Here is a 24,554-nt window from a genome sequence, read left to right as displayed (position 1 = left end):
GAACGCAATGCGTGGATTTCGCACTTTGTTCGGAGTTCTGCGCAAGGGCCTGACCACGCCCGGACGCTAGTGCAGCACCACGGTCGCGGCGGGCCACGACAGAGTGATTCCGACTCTTTCGGGAAACCTTGACGACCGCGGGGTCACCAGCTCGTGACGTGCCAGGCTGACCGCGTGATCACCCCAGCAACGCGGCTGGTCGACGAGCAGACGCACGCGCTGCGTGACGCGTTGACCACCGCACTCCGTTCGATCACCACCGATCTGCCCCACCTCGCGGCCAAGGTCACGACCCGGGCGGCGCGCTTTCGGAACACGATCTCCGAACGGGTGTTCGCCGCGGTCGTCGCGGCGGCGAGAGGTGAGAACCCGAAGAAGGCGTTGCCGTTGTGCGTCGCCTCCGCACTGTGGTGGATCTCGGCAGAGTCGGACGCCGCCGGAGCGCAGTGCGGCGCGGTGCTCGCGATGCGGCACCTGAAGTCGGTTCGCGCGCCGGACAACTGCATGCTCGGGTGGTTCGACGAGATCGCCCGTTCGACCACCTCGGCGATCGAGACCAGGCTGGCCGAGCACGGCCGCACCGGCAGCGACATCAGCCGCAAGGCCGTGCTGGCGAACAATCTGGGTATCGCGGGAGCGGCCTACGCCAGGGACGCGGCGATGGCGACCCACCTCACCGACGGCGATGCGATCGACGAGTGGCGCAGGTTCGGCGCGCTCTACGGCGCGATGCGGCAACTGCACGCCGACCACGTCTGGTCCACTGTGGACCTGGACGACCATCCGCGGCTCGTCGTACCGCCGCTGCTGCTCGCACACGCCTTCCAGCAGGGCAACACCGGTCTGCGTCAGGAACTCGCCCGGCTGCTGCGGTCCGCACCGTCCGGTGCCCCCGGCTGTCACGCCGTGCTGCGCGACCTCCTGCGCTCACCGCGAAGCGTCGCGGCCTACGCGCGCGACCTGCGCCGGTTGCACGGCAAGGCCTGTGACCTGCTCGACGGACTCAGTGCTGCGGCCGAGGCCCGTGCGGCCCTCAGATCCATTTTGGACTCGACGCTCGCGCTGCCGATGCCAGGCACCCGCGAGCTCATCGGCGTGTGACCTGGTTCCACCCATGGCACTGCTACAGCAACCGACCCTTCCGGTTCCGAAGATTTCAGAAGAGTTCCTCAAAGCTCGGAATGCGTGGCGTGAGAGTTGTTGAAACCTCCACCACTCGGCGATGGTTGACGACACATTCACGACCCACTCATTGGAGATGGCTGTGCACAGGAACTTCGGCACGACCTTGCGGAAGACCGCAGTCGCGCTCGTGCTGGCGGTGAGCGCCGGAGCCGCGCTCGGCACGGTGCCCGCGAGCGCCGCCACCGTTCAGTACGACGTCGAGCTGAGCTCGCGGTCCCCGCAGAGGCCCGCGTGGAATGCAGCGGTGGCGGAATCGAAGCCCCGGGCCGACAGGCGGTGCGTGGAAATCTACGGATTCCGGGCCCGCGAGACCCAGCCTGTGCAGATCGGTGGCTTCCCCCGAGGCGACGGCAGCTGGGCCTGGTTCATGCAGTGGCGGTGCATCAGCAACTAGCCGGCAGACGGGCAGAGGGTGCCGGAAGTCCGCGAGGACCGGCCTGGCACCCCCTGACCGCACTGAGCCCGCGGTTTCTGCCCCGGCATCAGCCGGGGCTTTTTCTTCTCTGCCACCAGAGCTTCCACACCTTCCGAACACTGCGTGGAACCCGGAAATCGCTCCGCCCCGAGACGCACCGCGCCCCACCGCAGCGGCATCCGGGCCTGAGCTTCCAGTGACTTTCGGACGTACCTCACGAGTCTGCGGATTGTGCCGGCGGTGCCGGCCTTTCGAACATGGACGCCCGTACGACGAGAGGGGCACAGCATGACCGTGAACGTCCGGCACACCTGCATCGGGCCGGAGTTCACCGTTCCTCCTGGCGACCCGATCCCGTTGCTGCGGGACTGGTTCGCGCTCGCGATCGCGCGTGACGTCGACGAGCCCAACGCGATCGCGCTGAGCACCGTCGCGGCGAACGGCCGTCCGTCCAGCCGCATGGTGCACGTGCACCGCATCACCCACCGCGGCCTGGTCGTCACCAGCCACACGAACAGCCGCAAGGGGCAGGAGATCGACCAGACGCGGCAGTGGTCCGGCGTGACCTACTGGCGCGAGACCAACCAGCAGATCACCTTCGGCGGTCACGTCGAGCCCGCCGACAGCGGGCTCTCGGACGTGCTGTGGCGGCAAGGGCCCGCCCCGGTGCGGGCGATGGCGGTGACGACCGCGCAGAGCGAGCCGCTGGCCGACCAGAAGTCGTTGCTGTTTCGTGCCCGCACCCGGCAGCGGCTGCCGCTGCCCCGGCCGCGCACCTGGGTCGCGCAGCACCTGGTGATCACCGAGGTCGAGTTCTGGCAGAGCAGCCCGGACGCGCTGCACCGGCGGCTGCGGTACGACCTCACCGACGGCGGCTGGAAGTCGGTGCGGCTACAACCCTGATCGATTCCAGACGACCCGCCGCAGAATTGAATGTCGGCTGACATGAACCAGAGTGCGGCAGCAACCGTACTACCGGATGAGCACAAGGGGGTGATGTTGGCAATGAGAGAAGAATGCGCCGCACGACATTCGCTGAACGAGATCCCGGCACAGTCGGAAACGGCACTTCTGCGCGTGCTCTGGATGATCGCCCAGGGCATGGTGTGGCCGTGGCTGCTCGACAGCCTCTGTCACCGGGACGCGATCCGGCAGGCACTGGAGTCCCACCTCATCTGGCCTCCGGTGGGTGAGCAGCTCGGGTACCACATCACCGACGCCGGGCGGCGGCGCATCGTGGACTGGTACCGGGAAACCGGGCCCGATCAGAACGCCCACGACGACGCACGGCAATGGCGTGCCGTCACCATGCGCTGAAAATACCGGTCATACTCCAAAACGCCCTCCTCGCACTACGATGATCGCCACCAGCCGACGCGATCCGAAGGGCGGGCATGATCACAATCAAAGAGGTCGCCCGTCACGCCGGTGTGTCGATGAGCACGGTGTCGTACGTGCTCAGCGGAAAACGGAGCATCTCGGAGGAGACCAAACGCCGCGTCGAGCAGAGCATCGTCGCGCTCGGCTACCACCCGAACGCCGGTGCGCGGGCGCTGGCGTCGAACCGGTCGCAGGTGCTGGGCCTGGTCGTGCCGCTGCGCTCGGGTGTGAACATGCCGGTCATCATGCAGTTCGTGGCGTCGATCGTCAGTTCCGCGCGCGACTACGACTACGACGTGCTGCTGCTGACCAAGGAGGCCGGTCCCGGTGAGGCCCACCGGGTCACCGCCAGGTCCATGGCGGACGCGATCGTGCTGATGGACGTGGAGAGCGACGATCTGCGCATCCCGGAACTGCGCACGGTCGACGCGCCGGTGGTCCTGCTCGGCATGCCGGACGACCACGAGGGACTCAGCTGCGTCGATCTCGACTTCGCCACCGCCGGCAGACAGATGGCGGGTCACCTGGCCGATCGCGGGCACCGTTCGATCGCGTTGATCGGCTCGCCGCCCGCCGTGTACGAACGCGGCACCAGCTACGCCACGAGGTTGCTGGAGGGGTTCCGCAGCGAGACCGCCAGACGGAACGTGCGCGCCTCGGTGCACCCGTGCGCTCCCGGCTACGAGTCGGTCGCGGCGTGCCTGGACGAGGTACTGGCTCCCGAACACGGCACCACCGGGCTGGTCGTGCACAACGAGGCGATCCTCGGCATGCTGCTGCTCGAACTGCGGCGCCGGTCGCTGGACGTGCCCGGTGACCTGTCGGTGATCACGCTGTGCCCCGACGACGTGGCGGAGAGCCTGCCCGTTCCGCTCACCTCGATCGCCGTTCCCGCGGAGGAGCTCGGGGCGATCGCGGTCGAGATGGTGATGGCCCGCCTGACCGAGGAACACCCGCCGGAGGTGCGCCTGCTCCAACCGCGACTCACCGATCGCGGCAGCACGTCCACCCTCTGACAACGATTTCCCCTCCCCGTTCGATGAAATTCGATTCGAATGGCGTCGAACGCCACGGGTGACGATTAGCGGAAAGTCCTTCCGCATTCATCGGAAGCGTCGTAACCTGCCGAACCAAGATCAGCCGTTCGGGCGAACGCCTTGGTTCGATCGCCGACATCACCGTGCCGTGGGGAAAAGACGATGAGACGACTGCCGGGTACCGCAAGATCAAGACCCGCCAGCCGGTTGGTGGCCGCGGTCATCCTGCTGGGCAGCGCCGCCGGCTCGTGCGCGGGCGACGACCGTCCAGCACCGGCGCTTCCGACGACGACCCAGGACACCCCGGCGGTCATCGAGCCTCCCGCCAAGGCGGCGGTGTCGGTCACCGTCCAACGCGTCATCGACGTGCGAACGGTGCAGCTCTCCGACGGCGCGGAGGTCACGGTGAAGGGGCTCGCCGCGCCGGACGGGTGCTGGACCGAAGCCTCCACCACGTTCGCCAAGGCCATGCTGCTGGACAAACTCGTCGATCCCACCCCGGCGGGATCGCTGCGGCTGGCGGACGGCACCGACTACGCGCTGCTCGCCGTCGAGCTCGGCATGGTGCGCAGCGAGGCGTCCGGCGACCGCGCGATGCAGGAGGCGGAGCAGACCGCCTCGGCCAAGCGGCTCGGCCGGTGGGGCCCGCCCTGCGTGCAGCCGACCGGCGCCACCCCGCCACCTGCCAAGCCCACCACCACCGCCCCACCGGCACCGCAGCCGGTCACCGGCTGCTCGGTCGAGTACCGCGTCACGCACAGCTGGCCCGGCGGGTTCCGCACCGACGTGACCATCCGCAACACCGGCAACACCGAGATCACCGGCTGGACGTTGCAGTGGAAGTTCGCCAACGGCCAGAAGGTGTCGGAGATGTGGAACGCGACGCTCACGCAGTCCGGTCAGGACATTTCCGCGACCGCGATGCCGTACAACCAGGCGATCGGCAAGGGCGAGTCGCTGCTGATGGGGTTCAACGGCATCAGCGGTGGCACCAACACCGCCCCGAACGCCTTCAGCCTCAACGGGCACGCGTGCAAGCTCGGCTGAGCGCCGTGGCCGATCAGGTGGACGCCAACCCGCCGTCGAACACGTACCGGGCACCCGGCCTCGTGTCGACGTCCACGCGAAGGCTCCCGTAGCGGACCACGACGGTGCGCGGCGATCGGGCGCCGTACAACGCCACCGCGGTCAGCTCGCCGTCGTCCCAGGTCAGGTCGGCTATGAGACCACCGCGGGCACGCAGGCCGCGCACCGACCCGCGCCGCCACTCCGGCGGCAGCGCGGGCAACAGCCGCAGTTCGCCGGTGTGGCTCTGCAGCAGCATTTCCGCCATCGCCGCCGTGATGCCGAAGTTGCCGTCGATCTGGAACGGCGGGTGTGAGCAGAAGAGGTTCCGGTACACGCCGCCACTGTGCGCGCCGTCCGCCGTGACGTCGGTGAGGAACATGGCGAGCAGTTCCCCGGCCCGGTCGCCGTCGCCCAGCCGGGCCCACAGCGCCGTCTTCCAAGCGAGCGACCAGCCCGTGCCCGCGTCGCCCCGGTCCAGCAGCGCCTGCCTGGCCGCGGCGGCCAGCTCCGGTGTGCGTTCCGGGTCGATCCGGCGGCCGGGGTGCAGGCCGACGAGGTGGGAGACGTGCCGGTGGCCCGGCTCGGCGTCGGGCACGTCCTGCGCCCACTCCAGCAGCACGCCGCGGCTGCCGATCGGCGGAGAAGGCAGCCGGGACAACAGTTCCCGCGCCCGCGACACCACGTCGTCGTGCTCCAGATCGAGCTCGTCCGCGGCGGCCACGACGCAGCGGAGGAGCTCCCAGGTGAGCGTCAGGTCCATTGTGGACCCGACGCCGACCGCGACCGGATGGCCGTCGCCCCCGACGTAGTGGTTCTCGGGCGACGTCGACGGCGCCGTGGTCAACGCTCCTTCGTGCTCGACGAGCCAGGCGGCGCAGAACTCGGCGGCGCCGCGCAGCACCGGCCACGCGCGCTCGCGCAACCAACGGACGTCGCCGCCGAACTCGAAGTGCTCCCACAGGTGCAGGCTGAGCCAGGCCCCCGCCATCGGCCAGTTCGCCCACGCCGGATCGCCCGTTCCCGCGCCGACCGGGGTGGCGAGGCACCACGGGTCGCTGTTGTGGTGGGCCACCCAGCCGGGCGCCGCGTAGAGGTTCCGCGCGACGTGCGTGCCTCGGGCGGCGAGCCGTTCGACGAACTCCAGCAGCGGCTCGTGACACTCGGGCAGGCCGGTGACCTCGGCGGGCCAGTAGTTCATCTGCAGGTTGATGTTGAGGGTGTAGTTGCCCCGCCACGGCGGGTCCACGTGCGGGTTCCACACGCCCTGCAGGTTCGCCGGCAGCGTTCCCGGCCGTGAGCTGGTGATCAGCAGGTACCGTCCGAAGTGGAACAGCAGCGCGGCGAGCGAGGCGTCCGGTGCCGCGATCCGTTCGTCGGTCGGGCGGTCCGGCACCGGGCCGAGGTCGAAGCGGACGCGGTCGAACAGGTCGCGGTGCGCGGCGACGGCCTCCTCCCGCACCCGCCACCAGCCGAGTGCCCGCGCCCGTTCGACGCGTGCGGTGGCGAGCAGGGCGCACGCGGCGGGATCGCGCTCGGGTTCGGTGTCCGGGCCGCGGTAGCCCGCCTCGGTCGCCACGTAGACCGTCAGCGCGTCCGGGCCTTCCCGTTCGATCGCGGTCGCCACCGCGTAGGCCATCCCGGCGGTGCCGGACAGGCCCGTGACGTCACCGGCGGTGAACTCGGTGCCGCCCAAGGCGTTCTCCAGCCGCACGGCGACGTCCGCCGCAGCGCCGTGCTCGGTCTGCAGCCGCCAGGCCAGCACGTGCAGGCCGGGGTGGCACACGGCTTCCCGCAGCACGCTGACGCCGCCGGCGCGGTAGGTGACCGCGTACACCCCGGTGCGCAGGTCGAGCCGGCGCCGGTAGGACTCCGCCGCCACGTCCGCCCGCAGGTCCAGTCGCAGGTCGGCGAGGGGGAGGTAGCGGGCGGTGTCGGGGCCCTGCACGGTTTTCAGCAGGGTCTCCGCTCCCGCCGCGTCACCGGTCAGTGCGAGGTGACGCGCCCGGTCCACGACAGCCGGATCGCCCTGCGCCGGTGGCATCGGCTGACCCGACCACAACCTGTCGTCGTTGAGCTGCAGCAGTTCGCCGCCCACGCCGCCGAACGCCATCGCGCCGAGCCGCCCGGTGCCGAGCGGCAGCGCCTCCTCCCACACCGAGGCGGGCGCGCGGAACCACAGCACGGTGTCGTCATCGGTCATGTCGTCCTCCCCCGAAACGAGCGGTGCTCACCACTGCGGTCCGCCGTCCGGGAAGCGAGCAGCTCTCCCGTTGCACGAGGCGCGGCGGTACCAGCGTGAGCGAAGGCGGCACGGCACCGCCGGTCAGCGCCACGAGGAGGTCGACCGCCCGCCTGCCGAGGTCGCTCTCGGACAGTTGCACCGACGTGAAGGGCGACGTCTGCCCGGCAGCCTCGTCCGGGCGGATGGCCACCACCGCGATGTCCCCGGGCACCTGCTCGGCAGCGGAGTCGTCGTGCACCACCAGCGCCGTCACCACCGGGTGCGCGCGCAGCAGTGCGGTGGTCGGGTGGACCAGCGACTCCCGGCCCAGCGCGGTGCCGACCACGCCCCGGCGCATGGCCGCCGCGGTGAACCCCGCGAGCGTCCGCCGCGCGACACCACTGCTGTGGCCGGCGGCCGGCGCACCGAGGAAGCCGATGCTGCGATGACCGAGATCCGCGAGATGGTCCACGCACCGAGCGCCCGCCGCCTCGAAGTCCAGGTCGACGCACGTCACGCCGTTGCCGGCGCCCGACTGTCCGATGAGGACCGCCGGCCGGCCGACCTCACCCAGCAGCCGCAGCCGTTCACCGGCGTCCTCGCTGTCCAGCACCAGGAAGCCGCCGACCCTGTCGCTGCCCGCCGCCCTGCGCAGGCCCGCGAGGTCCCGGTCGGCCGTCACCAGCAGCAGGTCCAGCTCGTGCTCGCGCGCGGCGACCGCGATCGAGGTGACGAGCCGTGCGACGACAGGCAGGTGCACGTCGCGCAGGGGCAGCACGAGCGCCATGACGTCCGGCGGGTCGAGCCGCAACGACCGCACGCCCGCGGGTAGCCGGTAACCCAGCTCGACGATGCTGTCGCGCACCCTCGACCTCGTCTCGGCCGAGATGGGGCGTTTGCCGGTCACCACGTAGAAGACGGTGCTGGGAGCGACTCCCGCGTGCCGGGCCACATCGGCGATCGTGACCAATCCCCACCTGCCTCCGGTCAAATCGAAGCGCTTCGACACAGCCCTGGTGAGGCAAGTTCGCACAGCACCTCACAAGGGGTCAAGACGCGAGCCCTGCAGTCGTCCGATCCTGCTGTGCGAATGCCGCCTCTCGCGATCAACTCCGAAGATTGCGGAAATCTCTCCGCGTCCCCAGCAGTGCCAGGAGGTGTGAGCCTCTATGTGGAACGATAACCATTGTCATGTAGGGTGCTGGCCATGGCAGCACAGGTCGTATTGGTAGCCGGACTCACCCACCACGACGTCGCGGACGAGCTCTGGCGCGCGTCACCGGAGTCGGTGCTGGTACGTCACGACCTCAGCGGCCTGGCCGACGGCGTGGTCAGGCGGTGGGTCGACGGCCGGCTGACGGTGCTCGAGCTCGCGCACGGGTGCGTGTCCTGCACCCTGCGTCTCGACCTCATCCCCCTGCTCGAAGGCCTCGACGGCCGCGTGATCGTGCACCTCGACCCCGTACTGGAGCCGGAAGCCGTCTGCTTCGCCCTCAGCGAGACCGAGGTCGACGTCGAGGCCGTGATCACCGTGGTCGACAGCGCGACCTGGCTGAGCGACGCGACCGGCGGCGACACGCTCGCCGACCGGGGCATGCGCGCCGCCGAGGGAGACGAGCGCACCGTGGCCCAGGTGGTGGTCGGCCAGGCCGAGTTCGCCGACGCGCTCGTGCTCACCGGCGACGACCCGGTGCTGAACGCCGTGCTCGACCGGCTGACCCCGCTCGCCCCGCGGCAGCGGCTCGACGATCTGGACGTGACGGCGTTGCTCGCCGCCGTCCCGGACAACGCGCGACGCGGCGGCTTCGACGACGGCTTCGGGTCGCTGCTCTACGGGCAACCGCCGCTGGAGCCGGCGCACGGCGTGTCCGTCGTCCACTTCACCGAGCGGCGCCCGTTCCACCCCATGCGCCTGCACAACGCCCTCGACGTGCTGCTCGAAGACGTCGTGCGCACCCGCGGCCGGGTGTGGGTGGCGAGCCAGCCGGACCAGGCGCTGTGGCTCGAGTCCGCGGGTGGAGGCCTGCGCGTGGGCAATCTCGGGCCGTGGCTCGCGGCGATGGACGACTGGGCAGAGGCCGACGCGGAACGCCGTGCCGCCGCGGACCTCCAGTGGGACCCCTACTACGGCGACCGCTCTCAGGAGCTGTTCGTGATCACCAGGTCCGACCCCGGCGAGATCGTCGCGGCGCTGCGGGCCGCGCTGGTGACCGACGAGGAACTGGCGCTCGTGAGCGAGCTCGACTTCGCCGACCCGTTCGCCGACTGGCACGAGGAGATGGAAATCTGATGCGCACGCCCGTGACCGTCCTGTCGGGCTTTCTCGGCTCCGGCAAGACGACACTGCTCAACCACGTGCTGGCCAACCGCGAGGGCAGGCGGGTCGCGGTCATCGTCAACGACATGAGCGAGGTCAACATCGACGCCGCCCTGGTCGCGGGGCAGGGCACGCTCGACCGCACCACCGAGCGGCTGGTCGAGCTCACCAACGGCTGCATCTGCTGCACCCTGCGGGAGGACCTCCTCGACAGCGTCGGCGAGCTCGCGAGGTCCGGCCGGTTCGACACGATCCTCATCGAGTCCACCGGCATCTCCGAGCCCATGCCCGTGGCGGCGACGTTCGACTGGACCTTCGAGGACGGCACGAGCCTGTCCGACCACGCGCGTCTCGACACGATGGTGACGCTCGTCGACGCGGCGGGATTCCTGCGCGAACTGACCGCGGGCGAACGCCTCGACGAACGCGACCTGGCCGCCGCGGAGGAAGACGAGCGCACGATCTCGGACCTGCTCGTGGACCAGGTGGAGTTCGCCGACCTGCTGGTGGTGAACAAGACCGACCTCGTCACCGCCGAGGAGCTGGCCACGCTCGAAGCCGTGCTGCGGCGGCTCAACCCCACCGCGCGGCTGCTGCGCACGCGACACGGCGTCGTCGATCTGGCCGAGGTCCTCGACACGGGCCGGTACGACCCGATCACCGCCGCGCAGGCACCCGGCTGGGCCCAGGAACTCGCGGGCACCCACACCCCGGAGACCGAGGAGTACGGGATCAGGTCGGTCACCTACCGCGCCTCCCGCCCGTTCCACCCCGCCCGGCTCGTGGTGGCGCTGGCCGACTGGGAAGGTGTGTTGCGCAGCAAGGGTTTCTGCCACATCGCCAGCCGGCCGGACGTGCTCGCCGTCTGGTCGCAGGCGGGTCCGAACCTGACGTTCGAGCCCGGTCAGCTGCTCACCACACCGCTGGCCAGGCAGGAACTGGTGTTCATCGGCGTGGATCTCGACGTCGCGGAACCGGGCCGCCGCCTGGATCCCGCGCTGCTCACCGACGAGGAACTGGCGGCAGGTCCTGGCCTCTGGCGGACGTTCGACGATCCGCTGCCGGGGTGGGACACCACCGAACTGCACGAGCACGCCTGATGACGGGCCCGTCGACAGCGGATCCCGCCGCGGCCGAAGCGGTGTTCGCGCCCGCCGAGCAGGCGCTGGTGGACGCGTTGCCGGCCGGCGACGTGGTGGCGGACATCGGGCCGGGCTCCGGGACCACGACGGTGCGCCTCGCCGAGCGAGCGAACCGCGTCTACGCGGTGGACAACGACGAAGCCATGCTCGCCATGGTCCGCGAACGGGCCGAGCGCGCGGGGTTCGGCGACCGGGTGATCACCTTGCGGCACGACCTCGACGACGGCCCGGTTCCGTTGCCGGAGCCGGTGTCGCTGATCTGGTCCGGCGCCTGCGTGCACCACGCGTTGTCGTGGCAGGACGCGGTGAACGGACTCGCCGGGCTGCTCGCACCCGGCGGCGTGCTGGCACTCGGCGAGGGCGGCCTGCCGGCGCGGTGCCTGCCGTGGGACGTGGGCGTGGGCAGGCCCGGCCTCGAAGCGCGCCTGGACGCCGCGCACAACGAGTGGTTCCTGGCGTGGTTCGAGAGCAGGCCCGGCGTCGTGCGGGACGGGCGCGGCTGGCCGGAGCTGTTGCGGTCGGCGGGACTGGGAGACGTCACCAGCCGCAGCGTCCTGCTCGACCTGCCCGCTCCGCTCAGCCCGCCCGCCCGGCAGGTCGCGCTCGCCGAGCTCGCCGCACGGGTCGGCAGGGCGCGGGCGTTCCTCACCGAGACCGATCGCGACACGTGGGATGCTCTGCTCGACCACACCTCGTCCACGTGGCTGGGGCACCGCGACGACCTGGCGCTGCTCACCGCGCGGACCGTCCATATCGGAAGGAAGCATGGCTGACGACCGGCAGACCGAGATCCGCGGCGCTTTCGACGCCGCCGCGGCGGACTTCACCGCCCTGGGCGAGCACCTGTGGGAGCCCATCGGGGCCGCCGCGGTCGCGGTCGCCGATCTCCAGCCGGGAGACCGCGTCCTCGACGCCTGTTGCGGCACCGGGGCTTCCGCGATCCCTGCCGCGCGATCGGTCGGCCCGAGCGGACACGTCGACGCCGTGGACCTGTCCGGCCCGATGATCGACGAGCTGCGACGCCGCTCCGGCGACCTGCCCCAGCTCCAGGCACACCAGGCGGACGTGACCACGTGGGCCACCGGCGGCTACGACGTGGTGCAGTCGGCGCTCGGCATCTTCTTCTTCCCCGACATGACCGCCGGCACCGACCACCTGATCAGCCGGACGCGTCCCGGCGGCCGGGTGGTGTTCACGATCTGGCGGGGCGACTCGATGGCCGCCGCCCGCCGGCACCTGCGCCCTGCCATCGCCGAGGTCACGAACGCCCCACCGGTTCCCCCGCGCCCGCCGCACCTGATCGACCAGATCAACCAGCCGGATCCCTACGCGGCCTGGCTGACCGAACGCGGCCTCACCGACGTCGAGGTCACGGTCCACGAACACGCGTTGACGATGACGCCCGAAGTGGCGTGGCTCGTGATCATCGGCTCCGGCTTCCGCGGCGAGCTGGCCAAGGTGCCCGCCGAACTGCACGACGCCGTGCGCGAGCGCTACCTCGCCTCGCTGGCGAACGAGGGCATGTCGCGGCTCGACGCCACCACGTTGATCGGCACCGGGCGCCGCTAGACGACGTCGTCGGTGACGCCCAGCCCCAGGTGCTCGATGTGGTAGACGGCCTCGTCGAGCAGCATCGCGACGTGGTTGTCGTAGAGGTTGTAGACGATGCTGCGCCCTTGCCGCGTGCCGGTGACCAGCCCCAGCGCGCGCAGCAGCCGCAGCTGGTGCGACACGGCTGACTGTTCCATCTCGACGGCGTCGGCGAGCTCACCGACCGAGCAGGCGCCGTGCCGCAGGCGGGTGAGAATCCGCAGGCGGCTCGGCGTCGCGAGCGCCTGGAGGGTCGCCGCGACCGTCGCCGCCGACTCGGCGTCCAGCTGCGCAGGAGGAGTGCTCCTGCCGTCGATCCCGTGACCCATGTGAGCATCCTACTCACTGAACATATGAAGACCTCTTCAGATGTTCCTGTATGGTTCCCGGCGTGACTTCCACCCTGCTGCCCGACGCGGCGCACCCGACACCCGTCGTCAAGCGCTCGCCGCTCGCGATCACCGAGGTCCGGTGGGCGATCGCGGCGACAGCCCTCTTCCTGCTCGGATTCGCGGTGAAACTCGCTGGCGCTCCGCCGTGGACGTGGTGGGCCCTGCTGCTCGCCTGTTACGCCGCCGGCGGCTGGGAACCCGCACTCTCCGGGCTCAAGGCACTGCGCGAACGCACGCTCGACGTCGACCTGCTGATGATCGTTGCGGCGATCGGCGCGGCATCCATCGGACAGGTCGTCGACGGCGGGTTGCTGATCGTGATCTTCGCGACGTCCGGCGCGCTCGAAGCCGTGCTGACCCAGCGCACCGCCGACTCCGTGCGCGGACTGCTCGACCTGGCGCCGCAACGGGCCTGCCTGCTCACAGACGACGGTGAACGCGAGGTCGACGCGGCGACGCTGCGGATCGGCGACGAGATCCTGGTGCGACCGGGCGAACGGATCGGCGCGGACGGCGAGGTGACGGACGGGCACAGCGATGCGGACGAGGCCTCGATCACCGGCGAACCGCTGCCCGCGCCGAAGCGCCCCGGCAACGAGGTGTTCGCCGGCTCCCTCAACGGCACCGGGGCGCTGCGCGTGCGGGTCACCCGTGATCCTCAGGACTCCGTGATCGCCAGGATCGTCGCGATGGTCGAGGAAGCCTCGGCCACGAAGGCGAAGACCCAGCTGTTCATCGAGAAGATCGAGCAGCGCTACTCGGTCGCGATGGTCGCCGTGACGGTCGCGCTGTTCGCGGTGCCGTTGCTGTTCGGAGCCGCGCTCGAACCCACGCTGCTGCGCGCGATGACGTTCATGATCGTCGCCTCCCCCTGCGCCCTGGTGCTCGCCACGATGCCCCCGCTGCTGGCGGCCATCGCCAACGCCGGCAAACGCGGCGTGCTGGTGAAGTCCGCGGTCGCGATGGAACAACTCGGCACCGTCGACGCGGTGGCGCTCGACAAGACGGGCACCCTCACCGAGGGCACGCCCCACGTCGTCACCGGCCAGGACGAGGTGCTCTCCCTGGCCGCCGCGGCCGAGCAGTACAGCGAGCACCCGATCGGCCGTGCGATCGTCGCCGCCGCACGCGAGCGCGGGCTGCCGATCCCGTCAGCCGCGGACTTCCAGGCCACGCCCGGCGTCGGCGTGACCGCGAGGGTGTCCGGACAGGTGGTCGTGGTGCGCCGACACGACTCTTCCGACAACACCGCCGTCGAGGTCGTCGTCGACGACCGCCGGGCAGGCGTGATCGAGCTCGCGGACCGGGTGCGCCCGTCCAGCGAGGCCGCCGTCGGTGAGCTCGCCGTCCTCACCGGACGGAGCCCGGTCCTGCTGACCGGCGACAACCAGGCTGCGGCGCAACGGGTCGCCGCGAACGTCGGCATCACCGACGTGCGGGCCGGGTTGTTGCCGCAGGACAAGGTCCGCGCCGTGCAGGAGATGAACCACAAGGTGCTCTTCGTCGGCGACGGCGTGAACGACGCGCCCGCGCTCGCCACCGCACACGCGGGCATCGCGTTGGGGCGCAAGGGTTCCGACCTCACCGTGGACACCGCCGACGCGGTGGTGATCGGCGACGACCTCACCGTGGTGCCCGCGGTGGTCGCGCTGGCCCGTCGCGCACGGCGTGTGGTGATCGCCAACCTCGCGATCGCGGGTGCGTTCATCGTCGTGCTGTCGATCTGGGACCTGGTCGGGACGCTGCCGCTGCCCCTGGGTGTCGCGGGTCACGAGGGGTCCACGGTTCTGGTGGCGCTGAACGGGATGCGGCTGCTCAGCGGCCGCTGGTGGAAGCGCTAGCGCGCCGCAGCACCGGCGTCACCCACGCCAGCACCACCCCGGACGCGACCACCGCCACCCCGGCCGCGAGCCCGGCACGCGGATTCCCCACCGCGACCGACACGGTGCCCGCGAGCGCCGCGCCGAGCGGCTGGCCGATGCCCCACGCGATCATCCTGGCCGTCGTGTTCACCCGCGACTGCATCTCCTCCGGCGACACCTGCTGCCGGTAGGTGATCCCGTTGATGACCACGACGGCCTGGGCGGCGCCCCAGTACACCATCGCCGCGCACGTGAGCAGCCAATGTCCGCTCGCGAGCACGAACAGGCCTCCGAGCAGCGAAAGAGGCAACGCCGTCAGCGCCAGCCGGGCGCTACCCCAGCGCTCGGTGAGGCGTGGCAGCAGCCGGGACGCGATGATCGCACCCACACCCCAGCAGCTGAACAACGCGGCCAGCCGCACGTCACCACGCGGCGCGACCCCCAGCACCCGGTCGGCGTACGGCACCAGCAACGCCATCCAGGCACCGCTGCCGACCGAGTGCGTCGCACCGACGAGGGTCAGCGTGCGGACGATCGGCTCGCGCCACAGGAACTTCAGTCCCTCCCGCACGTCGGTGACGATCTCACCGGCTCCCCGCATCGGGCGCGGGTTCGCCATGCTGCTGGCGATTCCCCGCAACAACAACGCCGAGCCCACCGCCGTCAGCGCGTTCACCGCCAGCAACGCGGCCGGCGCGACGACCGCCACCAGCAGTCCCGTCAGACCCGGCACCACGAGTTCCACGACGGTCGTGCGCCCGAAGAGCGTCGAGTAGGCAGCGGTCAGCTTTTCCTTGCCCACCAACGCCGGCAGAGCACCGAAGTTTGCCGCGTCGAAGAACACGAACGCCGTCTGCGTCGCGAACGCCACCACCACGACGTGCGGCGCGCTCAACCCTCCCGCCGCCCACGCGAGCGGCACGCTCAGCAGCACACCGGCGACCGCGAAGTCCAGCGCCACCATCATCTTCCGGCGGTCCAGCCGATCCGCCAGCGCACCGGCCAGCAGGCCGAACACCAGGTACGGCAACGCTTCCGCCGCCGTGACCGCCGCCGTCCAGCCTGCCGACCCGGTCAGCTGGTACACGAGAACCGGCAGCGCCACGGCCGAGACCACGGCGCCGGCGACCGACAACACCCTCGCGGTCAGGTAACGGCTGAAGTCGCGTTTCGACGCGTCGATGCTTTCGGTGATCCCCACGCGAGAAGCATATGACTATCGTGTTCATCTAGGTATGTGTTTGGTCAACACTGAAGCAATGGGGACGATTTCACCCGCGAAGAGCTGCTCGCCCGTGTCCGCTCCGGCCGCGCCACCGTGATCGACGTGCGACCGGCCGAGGAGTACGCCGCCGGCCACATCCCGGCGCCGTGTCCATCCCGCTGGCCGAACTCACCCACCGGCTCGCCGAGCTCCCGGCCGACCAGGAGATCGTCGCGTACTGCCGAGGCGCCTACTGCGTGCTTTCCCACGAGGCCGTCCGGCTGCTCACCGCGCGGGGACGAACCGCCAGCCGCCTCACCGATGGCATGCTCGAGTGGAGGCTCGCGGAGCTGCCGGTGGCGCCCTGAGTCCTGGGGCGCGGGTGGACCTTCTCGCAGCGATCTCAGCTCAGAACAGCCGACCCCTCCACCCAGCACGCCAGCCAAGCAGTGCCCCGACGACCACATCCGCCGCAACCTGAGCCCGGAACGGACACAGCGGGCACCCCGATCACCCGCCACCCAGCCCAGCGCCGCATCCTCACCGTCCTGGTAGCCGCCCAAATCCTCAGCGGCGCGCTGATCACCGACGCCGTGCCGGCTCGAGTCCCGCGCCACCGTGCAGAGGCGCATCGACATGGCGATCGCGGTCGCCGGTGCGACCGGTGGCATGGCTTCCGGTTTCGTCGTCGCGAGTGCCGGCTACCCGCCCTGTCGCTCGCTGGCGGTGTTCTCGTGCTCGCGCTGCTGCCGTTGGTCGCGATCCGAATCAGGGCTTGACCGCGGCCACCCGCTCGACCGTGCCAAGCTTGAGCCGTTCCTGCCGGTGCACCACGAAACCGGTCTGCTCCAGCAACAGGAGCGGCCTGCGGGTCTGGTAGTCGCCGCACATCCGCACGCTCAGCTTCTCCAGCAGCGACTGTCCGAAGTGGACGAGCCGGTGGTGGCTGCCGACGTGGTCGAGGAGCAGAAGCTTCCCGCCGGAACGCAGCACGCGGTGCATCTCGGCGATCGCCTTGCACTCGTCTGGCACACCGCACAGGCCGAGAGTGCAGACGACGGTGTCGAACGAGGCGTCGGCGAACGGCAAGGCCTGCGCGTCGCCCTCGTGCAGTGAGACCTCACGGCCGAGCGAGGCGGCGCGCTCACGGGCGATACCGAGCATCACCGGGCTGAGGTCGAGGCCGGTGACCTCCACGCCCGCCGGATAGTGCTCAAGGTTGCGGCCCGTGCCGATGGCCACCTCCAGCACGGCGCCCGAGGCCTGCGAGCACACCCATTCGCGGCCGCCGCCGAACTGGACGCGTTCGAAGAAGCCGATGTCGCGGTCGTAACGCGGAGCGTAGCGATCCCACACCTCGCGGAGACCGTCGATGCCGGGCTTCCTGCTCATGTCGATGCCCCTTCCGGCAGAGCGTCCACGGCGGCACGGCACACCTCGACGGGATCGCGCACGTCGGCCACATCGGCCGCGGCGGACGCGGCAGCGGCGAATCCGGGATCGTCCAGCACACGACGGACCGCCTCACGCAAACCGTCCACAGTGGCCGGACGGACGATCAGGCCGCTTCCCTGCCGCGCCACCCGGTTGGCCATCTCCCACTGGTCGCCCCCGCCCGGCACCACCACGACGGGAACCGCTGCCCGCAGCGCCTTGACCAGCATCCCGTGCCCGCCGCCGCACACCAGCACCGACGACTCGCGCAGCAGCTCGTCCTGCCTGCCCGGCCCCGACCGCGCCCACTCCGGCAGGCAGGCAGGTGGCGGCGCGAACGTCGACACCACGGCCCGCACTCCCATGTCCCGCAACGCCTCCAGCGTCATCTCGGCCATGCCGGTGGCGCCCGTCCACGCCGTCGACGGGGCGATCATCACCAGCGGGGCGGTCCCCGGTGGTGGCGTCATCCTCGACCGGCTCGCCTCCCACAGCAGCGGACCGACGACGTGGGCGTTGTCCGGCCAGTCCTGGCGCGGCACCTCCAGAGCGGGCAGCGTCGCGATCAACCGCACCACGGGCCCCGGCCCTCGCGGGGGAAGGCCGACCCGCTGCCGCACGACGGCGCGTTGCCGCTCGCCCTGGCGGATCGACCTGGCGGTCATCGCGCGGAGCACCGCGTCCCGCAGCCGGCCGCGCACCCCGGTTCCCGGAGCCAGGCCGCTGCCCATGGGCGGGAGCCAGCGAGACGGTTCGTAGAGCGGATGTGGCGACAGCTGCGCCCACGGCACACCGAGCAACTCCGCGGCCATGCTCGCGCCCAGCGCCAGAACGTCGCACACCACCAGATCCGGCGCGAGAGCGGCCAGCTGCGGGGTGAGTGCCGTCGCCAGGACCGCGGCCTGGTCGTGCAGCGCACGGCCGATGTCCGGCGCGTCCCGCAGGTCGGCCAGCGACAGGCCGGTGACCCGGGACGCCGTGATCCCCTCGCCCACGGCGGCGTCGACCCACCGGCCTCCGGTGAGCAGGACCGGAGTGTCCCCGGCCTCGGCGAACCTCAGGCACAACGCCATCGCCGGGACGACGTGGCCCGGATCGCCCCCTGAGACGACAGCTACCCGCACGCCCGCCAGTCTGCCCGCCTCAGAACGTTTTGCTGAAGTGCAGCGCCGGGATGACGTAACCCGAACTCAGGTAGAGCCGGTGGGCGTCGTGCCGTGGCGTTCCGGAGTCCAGGTGCACTCCCGCGCAACCGAGCCGGCGGGCCTCCTCGTCGACCCAGCTCAGCAACGCGCTCGCGTGGCCCTGCTTGCGCGCGGACGGGAGAGTGCTCAGGTCGTCGATGTAGAGGTGCGATCCGGCGTAGAGGTTCGTCATGTGGCGGAATCCCGCCACCGCGGCGACCCTGCCGGCCGGATCGAAGGAGGCGACGAGCCGGTAGCCCTCCTTGCGCTGGATCCGCACCGCCGAGACGAAGGCGTCCTCGAACGTGAGATGCGGGCGGAGTGCACGCATCGCGTCGTACGCCAGCGCGGTGTTCTCGTCGTTCAGCTCGCTGATGGTCACACCGCTGATCGTCCGCGACGAAGTGGCCTCTCGGGATACCCAGTCGGCGAGTATCCTGAAAGGCCACTTGGTCACCTGCGCGGCGTCAGCTTCCGGTCAGCGAGATCGCCAGGTCCGCGATCGGCAGCGGGAACTGCCCGAGGTTGGTCGCGGTCCCGTTGAGCAGGTTGACGCTGTACAACGACGACGTGCCGTTCGATGCCATCAGGGCGGCGAAGCCGACCGATGAAACCGCTTTCCCGTTGCTCAGCGTGCTGTAGATGTCGAAGCCCGCGTTGCTGGCCGCGTCGACGGTGAGCTTGCCGGTCGCGCTCAGCAGCCCGTTGTTGGCCGGCGCCTGGATGAGCACCTCGTCGGTCGCCGTGCCGATGCCGAACAACGTGGTCGCGGTCTCCGGGTTCAGGTCGTTGTTCGTGTAGGCGGAGGCGGTGACGCCCCTGGTCGGCCCGAGTGCCGGCGGGGTGGACAGGATCGCGTCCTCCGTCGTGGTGTGGTCACCGAGGTTGTGCCGCAGGTTCTGGCCCATGTCGCTGGTCACCCGGAGCCGGTCGGCCGCCGGGTTGAAGTCGACCCCGAAGTTCGTGCCCCACAGCGGAACCGACAGTTGCGAGACCTTCGTGATGATCGGGTTCGGCTGCGAGGGCAGGTTCGGGAGCTTGACCGTGTAGATGCCTCCCTTGTTGCCCACCAGGTACAGCAGACCGTCCTGTACGCGCTGGTCGAGGCCGATCGCCGCGGTGTCGCCCGAGAAGCCCTGGATCTGCCGCACCCAGTTCAGCTCCTGCGGCAGATCGGTGGTGAACGTGACCATCAGCGTGCCGTCCGCCGAAATCCCGAACGCTCTCAGTCCCGACGGCTGCGCGACACTGCTGTTCCCGCCGGCGACCACGGCCGCCGCCACCGACACCGCCACGGCCGCCGCGGCGGCAACCTTCTTGATCCGTGCCCTCATCAGCCCACTCCCCTGTGCCAAATTCCTTGGGGCACAAGCTATTCCAGGGGACTGGACGTCGACTGGACGGCAGCGGCCCGCGCCCGTCCCGGAACACGGGCGGGTTCCGGGACGGGGCTCGCTGCCGGCCGGGAGTGTTCAGCTTCCGGTCAGCGAGATCGCCAGGTCCGTGATCGGCAGCGGGAACTGCCCGAGGCTGGTCGCGGTCCCGTTGAGCAGGTTGATGCTGTAGAGCGACGACGTGCCGTTCGGTGCGACGAGAGTGGCGAAGCCCGCCACGGACACCGCCTTCCCGCCGGACAGAGTGCTGAAGATGTCGAAGCCCGCGTTGCTGCCGGCGTCCACCGTGAGGCTGCCGGTCGGAGCCAGCGTGCCGTTGTTCGCCGGCGACTGGATCAGCACCTGGTCGGTCATCGTGCCGATGTCGAACAGCGTGGTCGCGGTGCCGGGGTCCAGGTCGTTGTTCGTGTAGGCCGCCGCGGTGACGCCCTTGGTGGCTCCCGGCGTCGGCGGGGTGGACAGCATCGTGTCCGCGACCGTGCTGTGCGCGTTGAGGTCGTGGCGCAGGTTCTGCCCGGTGTCGCTGGTCACCCGGAGCCGGTCGGCCGCCGGGTTGAAGTCGATGCCGAAGTTCGTGCCGTGCAACGCGACGGTCAGCTGCGACACCTTCGTGATGATCGGGTTCGGCTGCGAGGGCAGGTTCGGGAGCCTCACCGTGTAGATGCCTCCCTTGTTGCCCACCAGGTACAACAGGCCGTCCTGCACGCGCTGGTCGAGGCCGATCGCCGCGGTGTCACCCGAGAAACCCTGGATCTGCCGCACCCAGTTCAGCTCCTGCGGCAGGTTCGTCGTGAACGTCACCATCAGCGTGCCGTCCGCCGAGATCCCGAACGCTCTCAGGCCGGACGGCTGAGCAGCGCTGCTCCCGCCGCCACCGATCACGGCCGCCGCCACCGAGGCGACGACGGCCGCCGCGGCGACACCCCTCTTGGTTCGCGCCTTCATCAGTTCCTCCCCTGTTGGAAAACCCTGCGGCACAAGCTATTCGGCACGACTGGACGTCGATTGGACGCGGGTTGGACCTCCCTTGCGGACATCCGGCTGCAGGCACCACATTGGAAGCACACGATTTCGAGGGGGAACACGATGAAAGCGACGATCATCGGATGTGCGGTCGTCCTCTTCGCCGGGCTGCCGACCACCACTGCCCAGGCGGCCGAGGAGAAGTGCGAGACGCCGCTGCTGACCTCCGAGACGGTGCGGCTCGCCGAACCCGGCAAATGGAGCTACACCTACCAGGTCTCCTGGTGCGTGGACGAAGGACGGATCACCTTCATCACGCCGCACGTCACACACGAGGCAGACGGCACCACGTGCGTCTGGGTGACCAACGCCGAGGAGTACGAGAAGCCCGTGCCGAACGGCGACGGAGCCTGGGAGACGTTCAACATGTCCGAGTTCTCCTGCAAGAACTCCGCCGGCAGGCCGGCGAGCGTGACCCCGTGGGCCAAGATCATCATCCAGCCGAACGGTGCCAGTCACATCCCGGAGAAGGGAATCGGCGACCGGATCGTGGAGTAGTCACCCGCCCGCCCGCTCCAGCACGGCGAGCGTGAACGCTTCGGCCTGGCGATGGCCGGTCTCCCGGTGGATCTCGAGCGCGCGCGACGCGTGGCTCGCGCTGTCGCGCGGTTTCCCGGACGCCAGCAGGATGCCGGCGAGAGCGGCCATCGCCTGACCTTGCAACGCGCGGTAGCCCCCGCGTTCAGCGAGGTCGAGCGCATGCCTCGCACGCTCGACGTCCGAGGTGACCGTCGCCAGGCCGATGAGGATCTCGATCTCCGGGTACCGGTCTCCGGTGTTGCGCACGAGGTCGAGTGCCTGGCGGTAGTGGCGGATCGCGTCCGCCCGGTGCCCGAGCCGGTGGTCCGCGGTGGCCAGCACGGCGAGTGCCTCCACCTCGATCCGGGGATCACCGGTCTCCTGCGCCTGGACGAGGCCGGTGCGGGCGAACTCCAGTGCCTCCCGGCCACGGCCGAGGTCGAGGTACGTCGCGGCGAGCCTGCTGCGCGTCTGGGCCTCGCTGCTGCGGTTGCCGCCCTCGCGGTGCAGGGCGAGCGCGCGGATCAGCAGCTGGGCCGCTTCACCCGGCAAACCGCGGAGGCGCTGCACGTGACCGAGATTGCCGAGGTTGATCGCCTCGCCGTAGCGGGACCTGATCTGCCGGTGCCGGTTCAACGCCAGGGTGTAGTGCTCCGCCGCCTGCGCCAGCCGGCCCATCTCCCAGTGGACGAGGCCGAGGTTGCCGAGTGCGACGGCCTCGCCCGCCGACTGGCCGATGCTCCTGCTCACCTCCAGGCAGCGGCCGAACCTGGCCGCGGCGGCTTCGAGCCGGCCGGACTGCCAGTAGACGCAGCCGAGGTTGCCGAGCACCGCGGCCTGCGCCTCGACCCAGCCCGCCTGCCGCGCCAGCAGTTGCGCGTGCGTGTAGTGCCGCACGGCCTCGCGGTACCTGCCCTGCCGGAAGTACAGGTCGGCGAGGCTGAGCCGGCCGGCGGCCCGTGCCCTGGGGTCGCCCGCCTCCTCGGCGGCAGCGAGCCCGGCTTCCGCCGTGGCGAGCCACTCGACCCGGCGAGTGGACAACCAGAAGTAGCCGCGCAGGGCGTCCGCGAGCAACCACGTCGTGGGACGGGGTCCCGACCGGACCGCGGCGACGAGGTTGCCGCGTTCGGCGTCCAGCCAGCTCGTCGCCTCCGCTGGTCCGGTGACGCCGGCGGGTGTCCTGGCGTCGAGTTCGGGTACCGGCAGGCGCAGCATGTGCGGGTAGAGGTGCCGGGCCGCGGTGTCGACGGCGTGCAGGTACCAGTCGTACAACCGCCGCAGGGCCGACTCGCGGTCCGCCGGTGTCTCCTGGCTCGACGCCTGTTCGGCGGCGTAACGCCGGAGCAGGTCGTGGAAGCTGTAGCGACCGGGTGCGCTGGGCTCGACGAGGTGCGCCCCGGCGAGGCGGTCCAGCAATGGTCCGGGGTCCGTGCCGTTGAGCGCCGCGATCGCCTCCGTGCTGGCGTCGAGTCCGGGGATGAGGCTCAACAGGCGGAACAACCGCTGCGCCGCCGCGGGCAGTGCCGCGCAGGAGAGGTCGAACGCCGCTCGCACCGCGGCCTGCTCGTCGCCGGGCACCGCGAGGGCGGTCAGCACGTTGCCCTCCCTCAGCTCCAGGACGTAGTCGTCGATCCCGTAGCCGGGACGGTCGGAGAGGTTGGCGGCCGCGATCCGCAACGCGAGCGGCAGGTAGGCACACAGCTTGGCGAAGTCCGCTGCCGCCGCCGGCTCGGCTCTGACCCGGCCGGGCCCGAGCACGGAGGCCAGCAGTTCCAGCGCGTCATCGGGGTTGAGCACGTCGAGCGTGAGCTGACGGGCGCCGTGCATCGCGACCAGGCCGGTCATCCGGTCGCGGCCGGTCACCACCACGAGGCAGCCGGGACCGGCGGGCAGCAGCGGCCGGACCTGGTCCGGCCCCGCGGCGTTGTCCAGCAGCACCAGCATCTTCCGGTCCGTCGTCAGGGTGCGGAACATCGCCGACGCCGCCTCCACGTCGACCGGCACGCGCTCGGCGGGAACGTCCAGCGCGGACAGGAACTGGGCGAGCACCTCGATCGGCCGCGCCGCACCGCCTCTGGTGTGCCCGCGCAGGTTCGCGTAGAGCTGCCCGTCGGGGAACCGGTCGCTGACGCGGTGTCCCCAGTGCACGGCGAGCGCCGTCTTGCCGACGCCCGCGGTGCCGGAGATCGCGGCGATCGCCAGCGCGCCGCCGGGGCTCGCGGGCACCAGATCGTCCAATGTGGACAGCTGTGCCGTCCGCCCGGTGAAGCCCGCCGGCCGCGCCGGCAGCTGCCGCGGCACCCGCGGCACCGGACGCGACTGTGCCGCGGCCGTCCTGCCGTCGTCGTGCAGCAGCGTCGCGTGGGCGGCGCGGAGCTCCGGACCCGGGTCGATGCCGAGCTCTTCGACGAGCCGGTCCCGCACCTCGTGGTAGGTCTGGAAAGCCTTGGCCCGGTGTCCTGCGGCGTGGTACGCGCGGATCAGCCGGGCCTGCGCGGATTCGTCCAGCGGCTGTTCGGCGGCGGCCTCCGCCATCTCGGGCAGCACCTCCGCCGCCGCACCGATCGCGATCATCGCGTCGCCGTGCCTCGCCACCACCTCACGGTGCTTCGCGATCAGCGACACGACCTTCGGATGCGTGGCGAGCAACGGGATGTCCGCGACCGGCCGCCCGCGCCACAACGCCAGCGCCTCGCCCAGCCCTGCTGCGACGTGGTCCCACCGGTCGTTGCGATAGGCCTCGTTCGCCTCGGCGACCAGGCTGCGGAACGTGGTCAGGTCGACGGTCACGACGGCCTGGTTGACCGCGTAACCGCCGTTGACGTAGGGCAGGACCTCGCTGCTCGACCGGGACGACCGGCCCGGCTCCAGCAACCGCCGCAGGTGTTTGACGTGGGTCTGCAGGACGTTCACGGCGCTGCGCGGTGGTCGCTCACCCCACAGGGCGTCGATCAGGCTCCCGGCGGCCACCGGCTCGCCCTCCGCGAGCACGAGCAGTCCCAGCACAGCTCGCCGGGCGGGTGGGCCGAGCTCGAGTTCCGCACCGTCTTTCCACGCCCGCATCGAACCCAGCACCTGGATTCGCACAGACCTCGTTGCCACTGTCCTGAACGTAATTAACGGACAGCTGTGCCACAAGGACAACAGTCCAACGCCCTCCGCTGGGACCCGATATTGGGTCCGCTCA

At 70.7% G+C, this 24,554-nt stretch carries 22 protein-coding genes and 1 pseudogene; 13 read left to right on the top strand and 10 right to left on the bottom strand.

Annotated features, from left to right (window positions below):
* Window positions 1–174 precede the first annotated feature (174 nt).
* The 6 genes from ABFX45_RS27225 (at window position 175) to ABFX45_RS27200 (ending at window position 5,064) form a co-directional block, all read left to right on the top strand.
* Window positions 175–1,101, top strand: a complete 927-nt coding sequence (locus tag ABFX45_RS27225) for a hypothetical protein (RefSeq protein ID WP_346132800.1) — start codon at window positions 175–177, stop codon at window positions 1,099–1,101.
* A gap of 157 nt (window positions 1,102–1,258) precedes the next feature.
* Window positions 1,259–1,579, top strand: a complete 321-nt coding sequence (locus ABFX45_RS27220) for a hypothetical protein (protein WP_146231618.1) — start codon at window positions 1,259–1,261, stop codon at window positions 1,577–1,579.
* Between the two features lie 309 nt (window positions 1,580–1,888).
* Complete coding sequence (locus tag ABFX45_RS27215) at window positions 1,889–2,503, top strand: pyridoxal 5'-phosphate synthase (protein WP_109638133.1); 615 nt, start codon at window positions 1,889–1,891, stop codon at window positions 2,501–2,503.
* A 102-nt stretch (window positions 2,504–2,605) separates the two neighbouring features.
* Window positions 2,606–2,917: a hypothetical protein gene (locus ABFX45_RS27210; protein WP_146231617.1), complete on the top strand. Its 312-nt coding sequence runs from the start codon at window positions 2,606–2,608 to the stop codon at window positions 2,915–2,917.
* Between the two features lie 62 nt (window positions 2,918–2,979).
* The gene (locus tag ABFX45_RS27205) at window positions 2,980–3,996 is read left to right on the top strand and encodes a LacI family DNA-binding transcriptional regulator (RefSeq protein WP_267900074.1); all 1,017 of its coding nucleotides are present in this window, start codon (window positions 2,980–2,982) and stop codon (window positions 3,994–3,996) included.
* 183 nt (window positions 3,997–4,179) lie between these two features.
* Complete coding sequence (locus ABFX45_RS27200) at window positions 4,180–5,064, top strand: cellulose binding domain-containing protein (protein ID WP_346132797.1); 885 nt, start codon at window positions 4,180–4,182, stop codon at window positions 5,062–5,064.
* A gap of 13 nt (window positions 5,065–5,077) precedes the next feature.
* Here the strand turns inward: ABFX45_RS27200 and ABFX45_RS27195 are convergent, their stop codons facing one another.
* Entirely contained in the window at window positions 5,078–7,285 is a 2,208-nt protein-coding gene (locus ABFX45_RS27195) for a glycoside hydrolase family 95 protein (RefSeq protein WP_346132795.1), read from the bottom strand.
* Window positions 7,275–8,276: a LacI family DNA-binding transcriptional regulator gene (locus ABFX45_RS27190; RefSeq protein WP_346132793.1), complete on the bottom strand. Its 1,002-nt coding sequence runs from the start codon at window positions 8,274–8,276 to the stop codon at window positions 7,275–7,277. The genes ABFX45_RS27195 and ABFX45_RS27190 overlap by 11 nt, the downstream gene beginning before the upstream one ends.
* A 237-nt stretch (window positions 8,277–8,513) precedes the next feature.
* Between ABFX45_RS27190 and mrf the strand changes: the two genes are divergently transcribed.
* Genes mrf through ABFX45_RS27170 form a run of 4 tightly spaced genes read left to right on the top strand, consistent with a single transcriptional unit; the run spans window position 8,514 to window position 12,334 of the window.
* The gene (gene mrf / locus ABFX45_RS27185) at window positions 8,514–9,596 is read left to right on the top strand and encodes a ribosome hibernation factor-recruiting GTPase MRF (RefSeq protein ID WP_112227686.1); all 1,083 of its coding nucleotides are present in this window, start codon (window positions 8,514–8,516) and stop codon (window positions 9,594–9,596) included.
* On the top strand, window positions 9,596–10,723 hold the full coding sequence (locus tag ABFX45_RS27180) for a GTP-binding protein (RefSeq protein ID WP_346132790.1): 1,128 nt from the start codon (window positions 9,596–9,598) through the stop codon (window positions 10,721–10,723). The genes mrf and ABFX45_RS27180 overlap by 1 nt, the downstream gene beginning before the upstream one ends.
* A complete protein-coding gene (locus ABFX45_RS27175) occupies window positions 10,723–11,538 on the top strand; it encodes a class I SAM-dependent methyltransferase (protein WP_346132788.1) in 816 nt (271 codons plus the stop codon). Before ABFX45_RS27180 ends, ABFX45_RS27175 begins: the two co-directional genes overlap by 1 nt.
* The gene (locus ABFX45_RS27170) at window positions 11,531–12,334 is read left to right on the top strand and encodes a class I SAM-dependent methyltransferase (RefSeq protein WP_109638126.1); all 804 of its coding nucleotides are present in this window, start codon (window positions 11,531–11,533) and stop codon (window positions 12,332–12,334) included. The genes ABFX45_RS27175 and ABFX45_RS27170 overlap by 8 nt, the downstream gene beginning before the upstream one ends.
* Here ABFX45_RS27170 and ABFX45_RS27165 read toward each other — a convergent pair.
* Window positions 12,331–12,684, bottom strand: a complete 354-nt coding sequence (locus tag ABFX45_RS27165) for an ArsR/SmtB family transcription factor (protein ID WP_109638125.1) — start codon at window positions 12,682–12,684, stop codon at window positions 12,331–12,333. The two genes, ABFX45_RS27170 and ABFX45_RS27165, sit on opposite strands and share 4 nt — an antisense overlap.
* 62 nt (window positions 12,685–12,746) lie before the next feature.
* On the opposite strand from ABFX45_RS27165, the gene ABFX45_RS27160 reads away from it, so the two are divergent.
* A complete protein-coding gene (locus ABFX45_RS27160) occupies window positions 12,747–14,588 on the top strand; it encodes a heavy metal translocating P-type ATPase (RefSeq protein WP_325051059.1) in 1,842 nt (613 codons plus the stop codon).
* Here the strand turns inward: ABFX45_RS27160 and ABFX45_RS27155 are convergent.
* Window positions 14,563–15,810: an MFS transporter gene (locus tag ABFX45_RS27155; RefSeq protein WP_109638123.1), complete on the bottom strand. Its 1,248-nt coding sequence runs from the start codon at window positions 15,808–15,810 to the stop codon at window positions 14,563–14,565. The two genes, ABFX45_RS27160 and ABFX45_RS27155, sit on opposite strands and share 26 nt — an antisense overlap.
* A 72-nt stretch (window positions 15,811–15,882) precedes the next feature.
* On the opposite strand from ABFX45_RS27155, the pseudogene ABFX45_RS27150 reads away from it, so the two are divergent.
* Window positions 15,883–16,181, top strand: a pseudogene (locus ABFX45_RS27150) (rhodanese-like domain-containing protein); the annotation flags it as partial.
* Between the two features lie 400 nt (window positions 16,182–16,581).
* On the opposite strand, the gene ABFX45_RS27145 reads toward ABFX45_RS27150, so the two are convergent.
* The 5 genes from ABFX45_RS27145 to ABFX45_RS27125 form a co-directional block, all read right to left on the bottom strand.
* Window positions 16,582–17,205: a class I SAM-dependent methyltransferase gene (locus tag ABFX45_RS27145; protein ID WP_109638122.1), complete on the bottom strand. Its 624-nt coding sequence runs from the start codon at window positions 17,203–17,205 to the stop codon at window positions 16,582–16,584.
* The gene (locus ABFX45_RS27140; protein ID WP_346132784.1) at window positions 17,202–18,371 is read right to left on the bottom strand and encodes a glycosyltransferase; all 1,170 of its coding nucleotides are present in this window, start codon (window positions 18,369–18,371) and stop codon (window positions 17,202–17,204) included. The genes ABFX45_RS27145 and ABFX45_RS27140 overlap by 4 nt, the downstream gene beginning before the upstream one ends.
* 19 nt (window positions 18,372–18,390) lie before the next feature.
* Complete coding sequence (locus ABFX45_RS27135; protein WP_233439688.1) at window positions 18,391–18,813, bottom strand: GNAT family N-acetyltransferase; 423 nt, start codon at window positions 18,811–18,813, stop codon at window positions 18,391–18,393.
* Window positions 18,814–18,898: 85 nt separating this feature from the next.
* Entirely contained in the window at window positions 18,899–19,765 is an 867-nt protein-coding gene (locus tag ABFX45_RS27130; RefSeq protein WP_346132782.1) for a DUF4394 domain-containing protein, read from the bottom strand.
* Between the two features lie 138 nt (window positions 19,766–19,903).
* Window positions 19,904–20,770, bottom strand: a complete 867-nt coding sequence (locus tag ABFX45_RS27125) for a DUF4394 domain-containing protein (protein WP_346132780.1) — start codon at window positions 20,768–20,770, stop codon at window positions 19,904–19,906.
* A gap of 141 nt (window positions 20,771–20,911) precedes the next feature.
* Here ABFX45_RS27125 and ABFX45_RS27120 point away from each other — a divergent pair, with 141 nt between their 5' ends.
* The gene (locus ABFX45_RS27120) at window positions 20,912–21,346 is read left to right on the top strand and encodes a hypothetical protein (protein ID WP_109638119.1); all 435 of its coding nucleotides are present in this window, start codon (window positions 20,912–20,914) and stop codon (window positions 21,344–21,346) included.
* On the opposite strand, the gene ABFX45_RS27115 is transcribed toward ABFX45_RS27120, so the two are convergent.
* Entirely contained in the window at window positions 21,347–24,469 is a 3,123-nt protein-coding gene (locus tag ABFX45_RS27115; RefSeq protein WP_233439685.1) for an AfsR/SARP family transcriptional regulator, read from the bottom strand.
* Between the last annotated feature and the right edge of the window lie 85 nt (window positions 24,470–24,554).

Origin of the sequence: Lentzea roselyniae (assembly GCF_039537795.1) — a bacterium.
In the GTDB taxonomy this organism is placed as follows: Bacteria; Actinomycetota; Actinomycetes; order Mycobacteriales; family Pseudonocardiaceae; genus Lentzea; species Lentzea atacamensis.
Note: the sequence above shows the minus strand (reverse complement) of the source record. Positions and strands in the feature narration are given on the sequence as shown.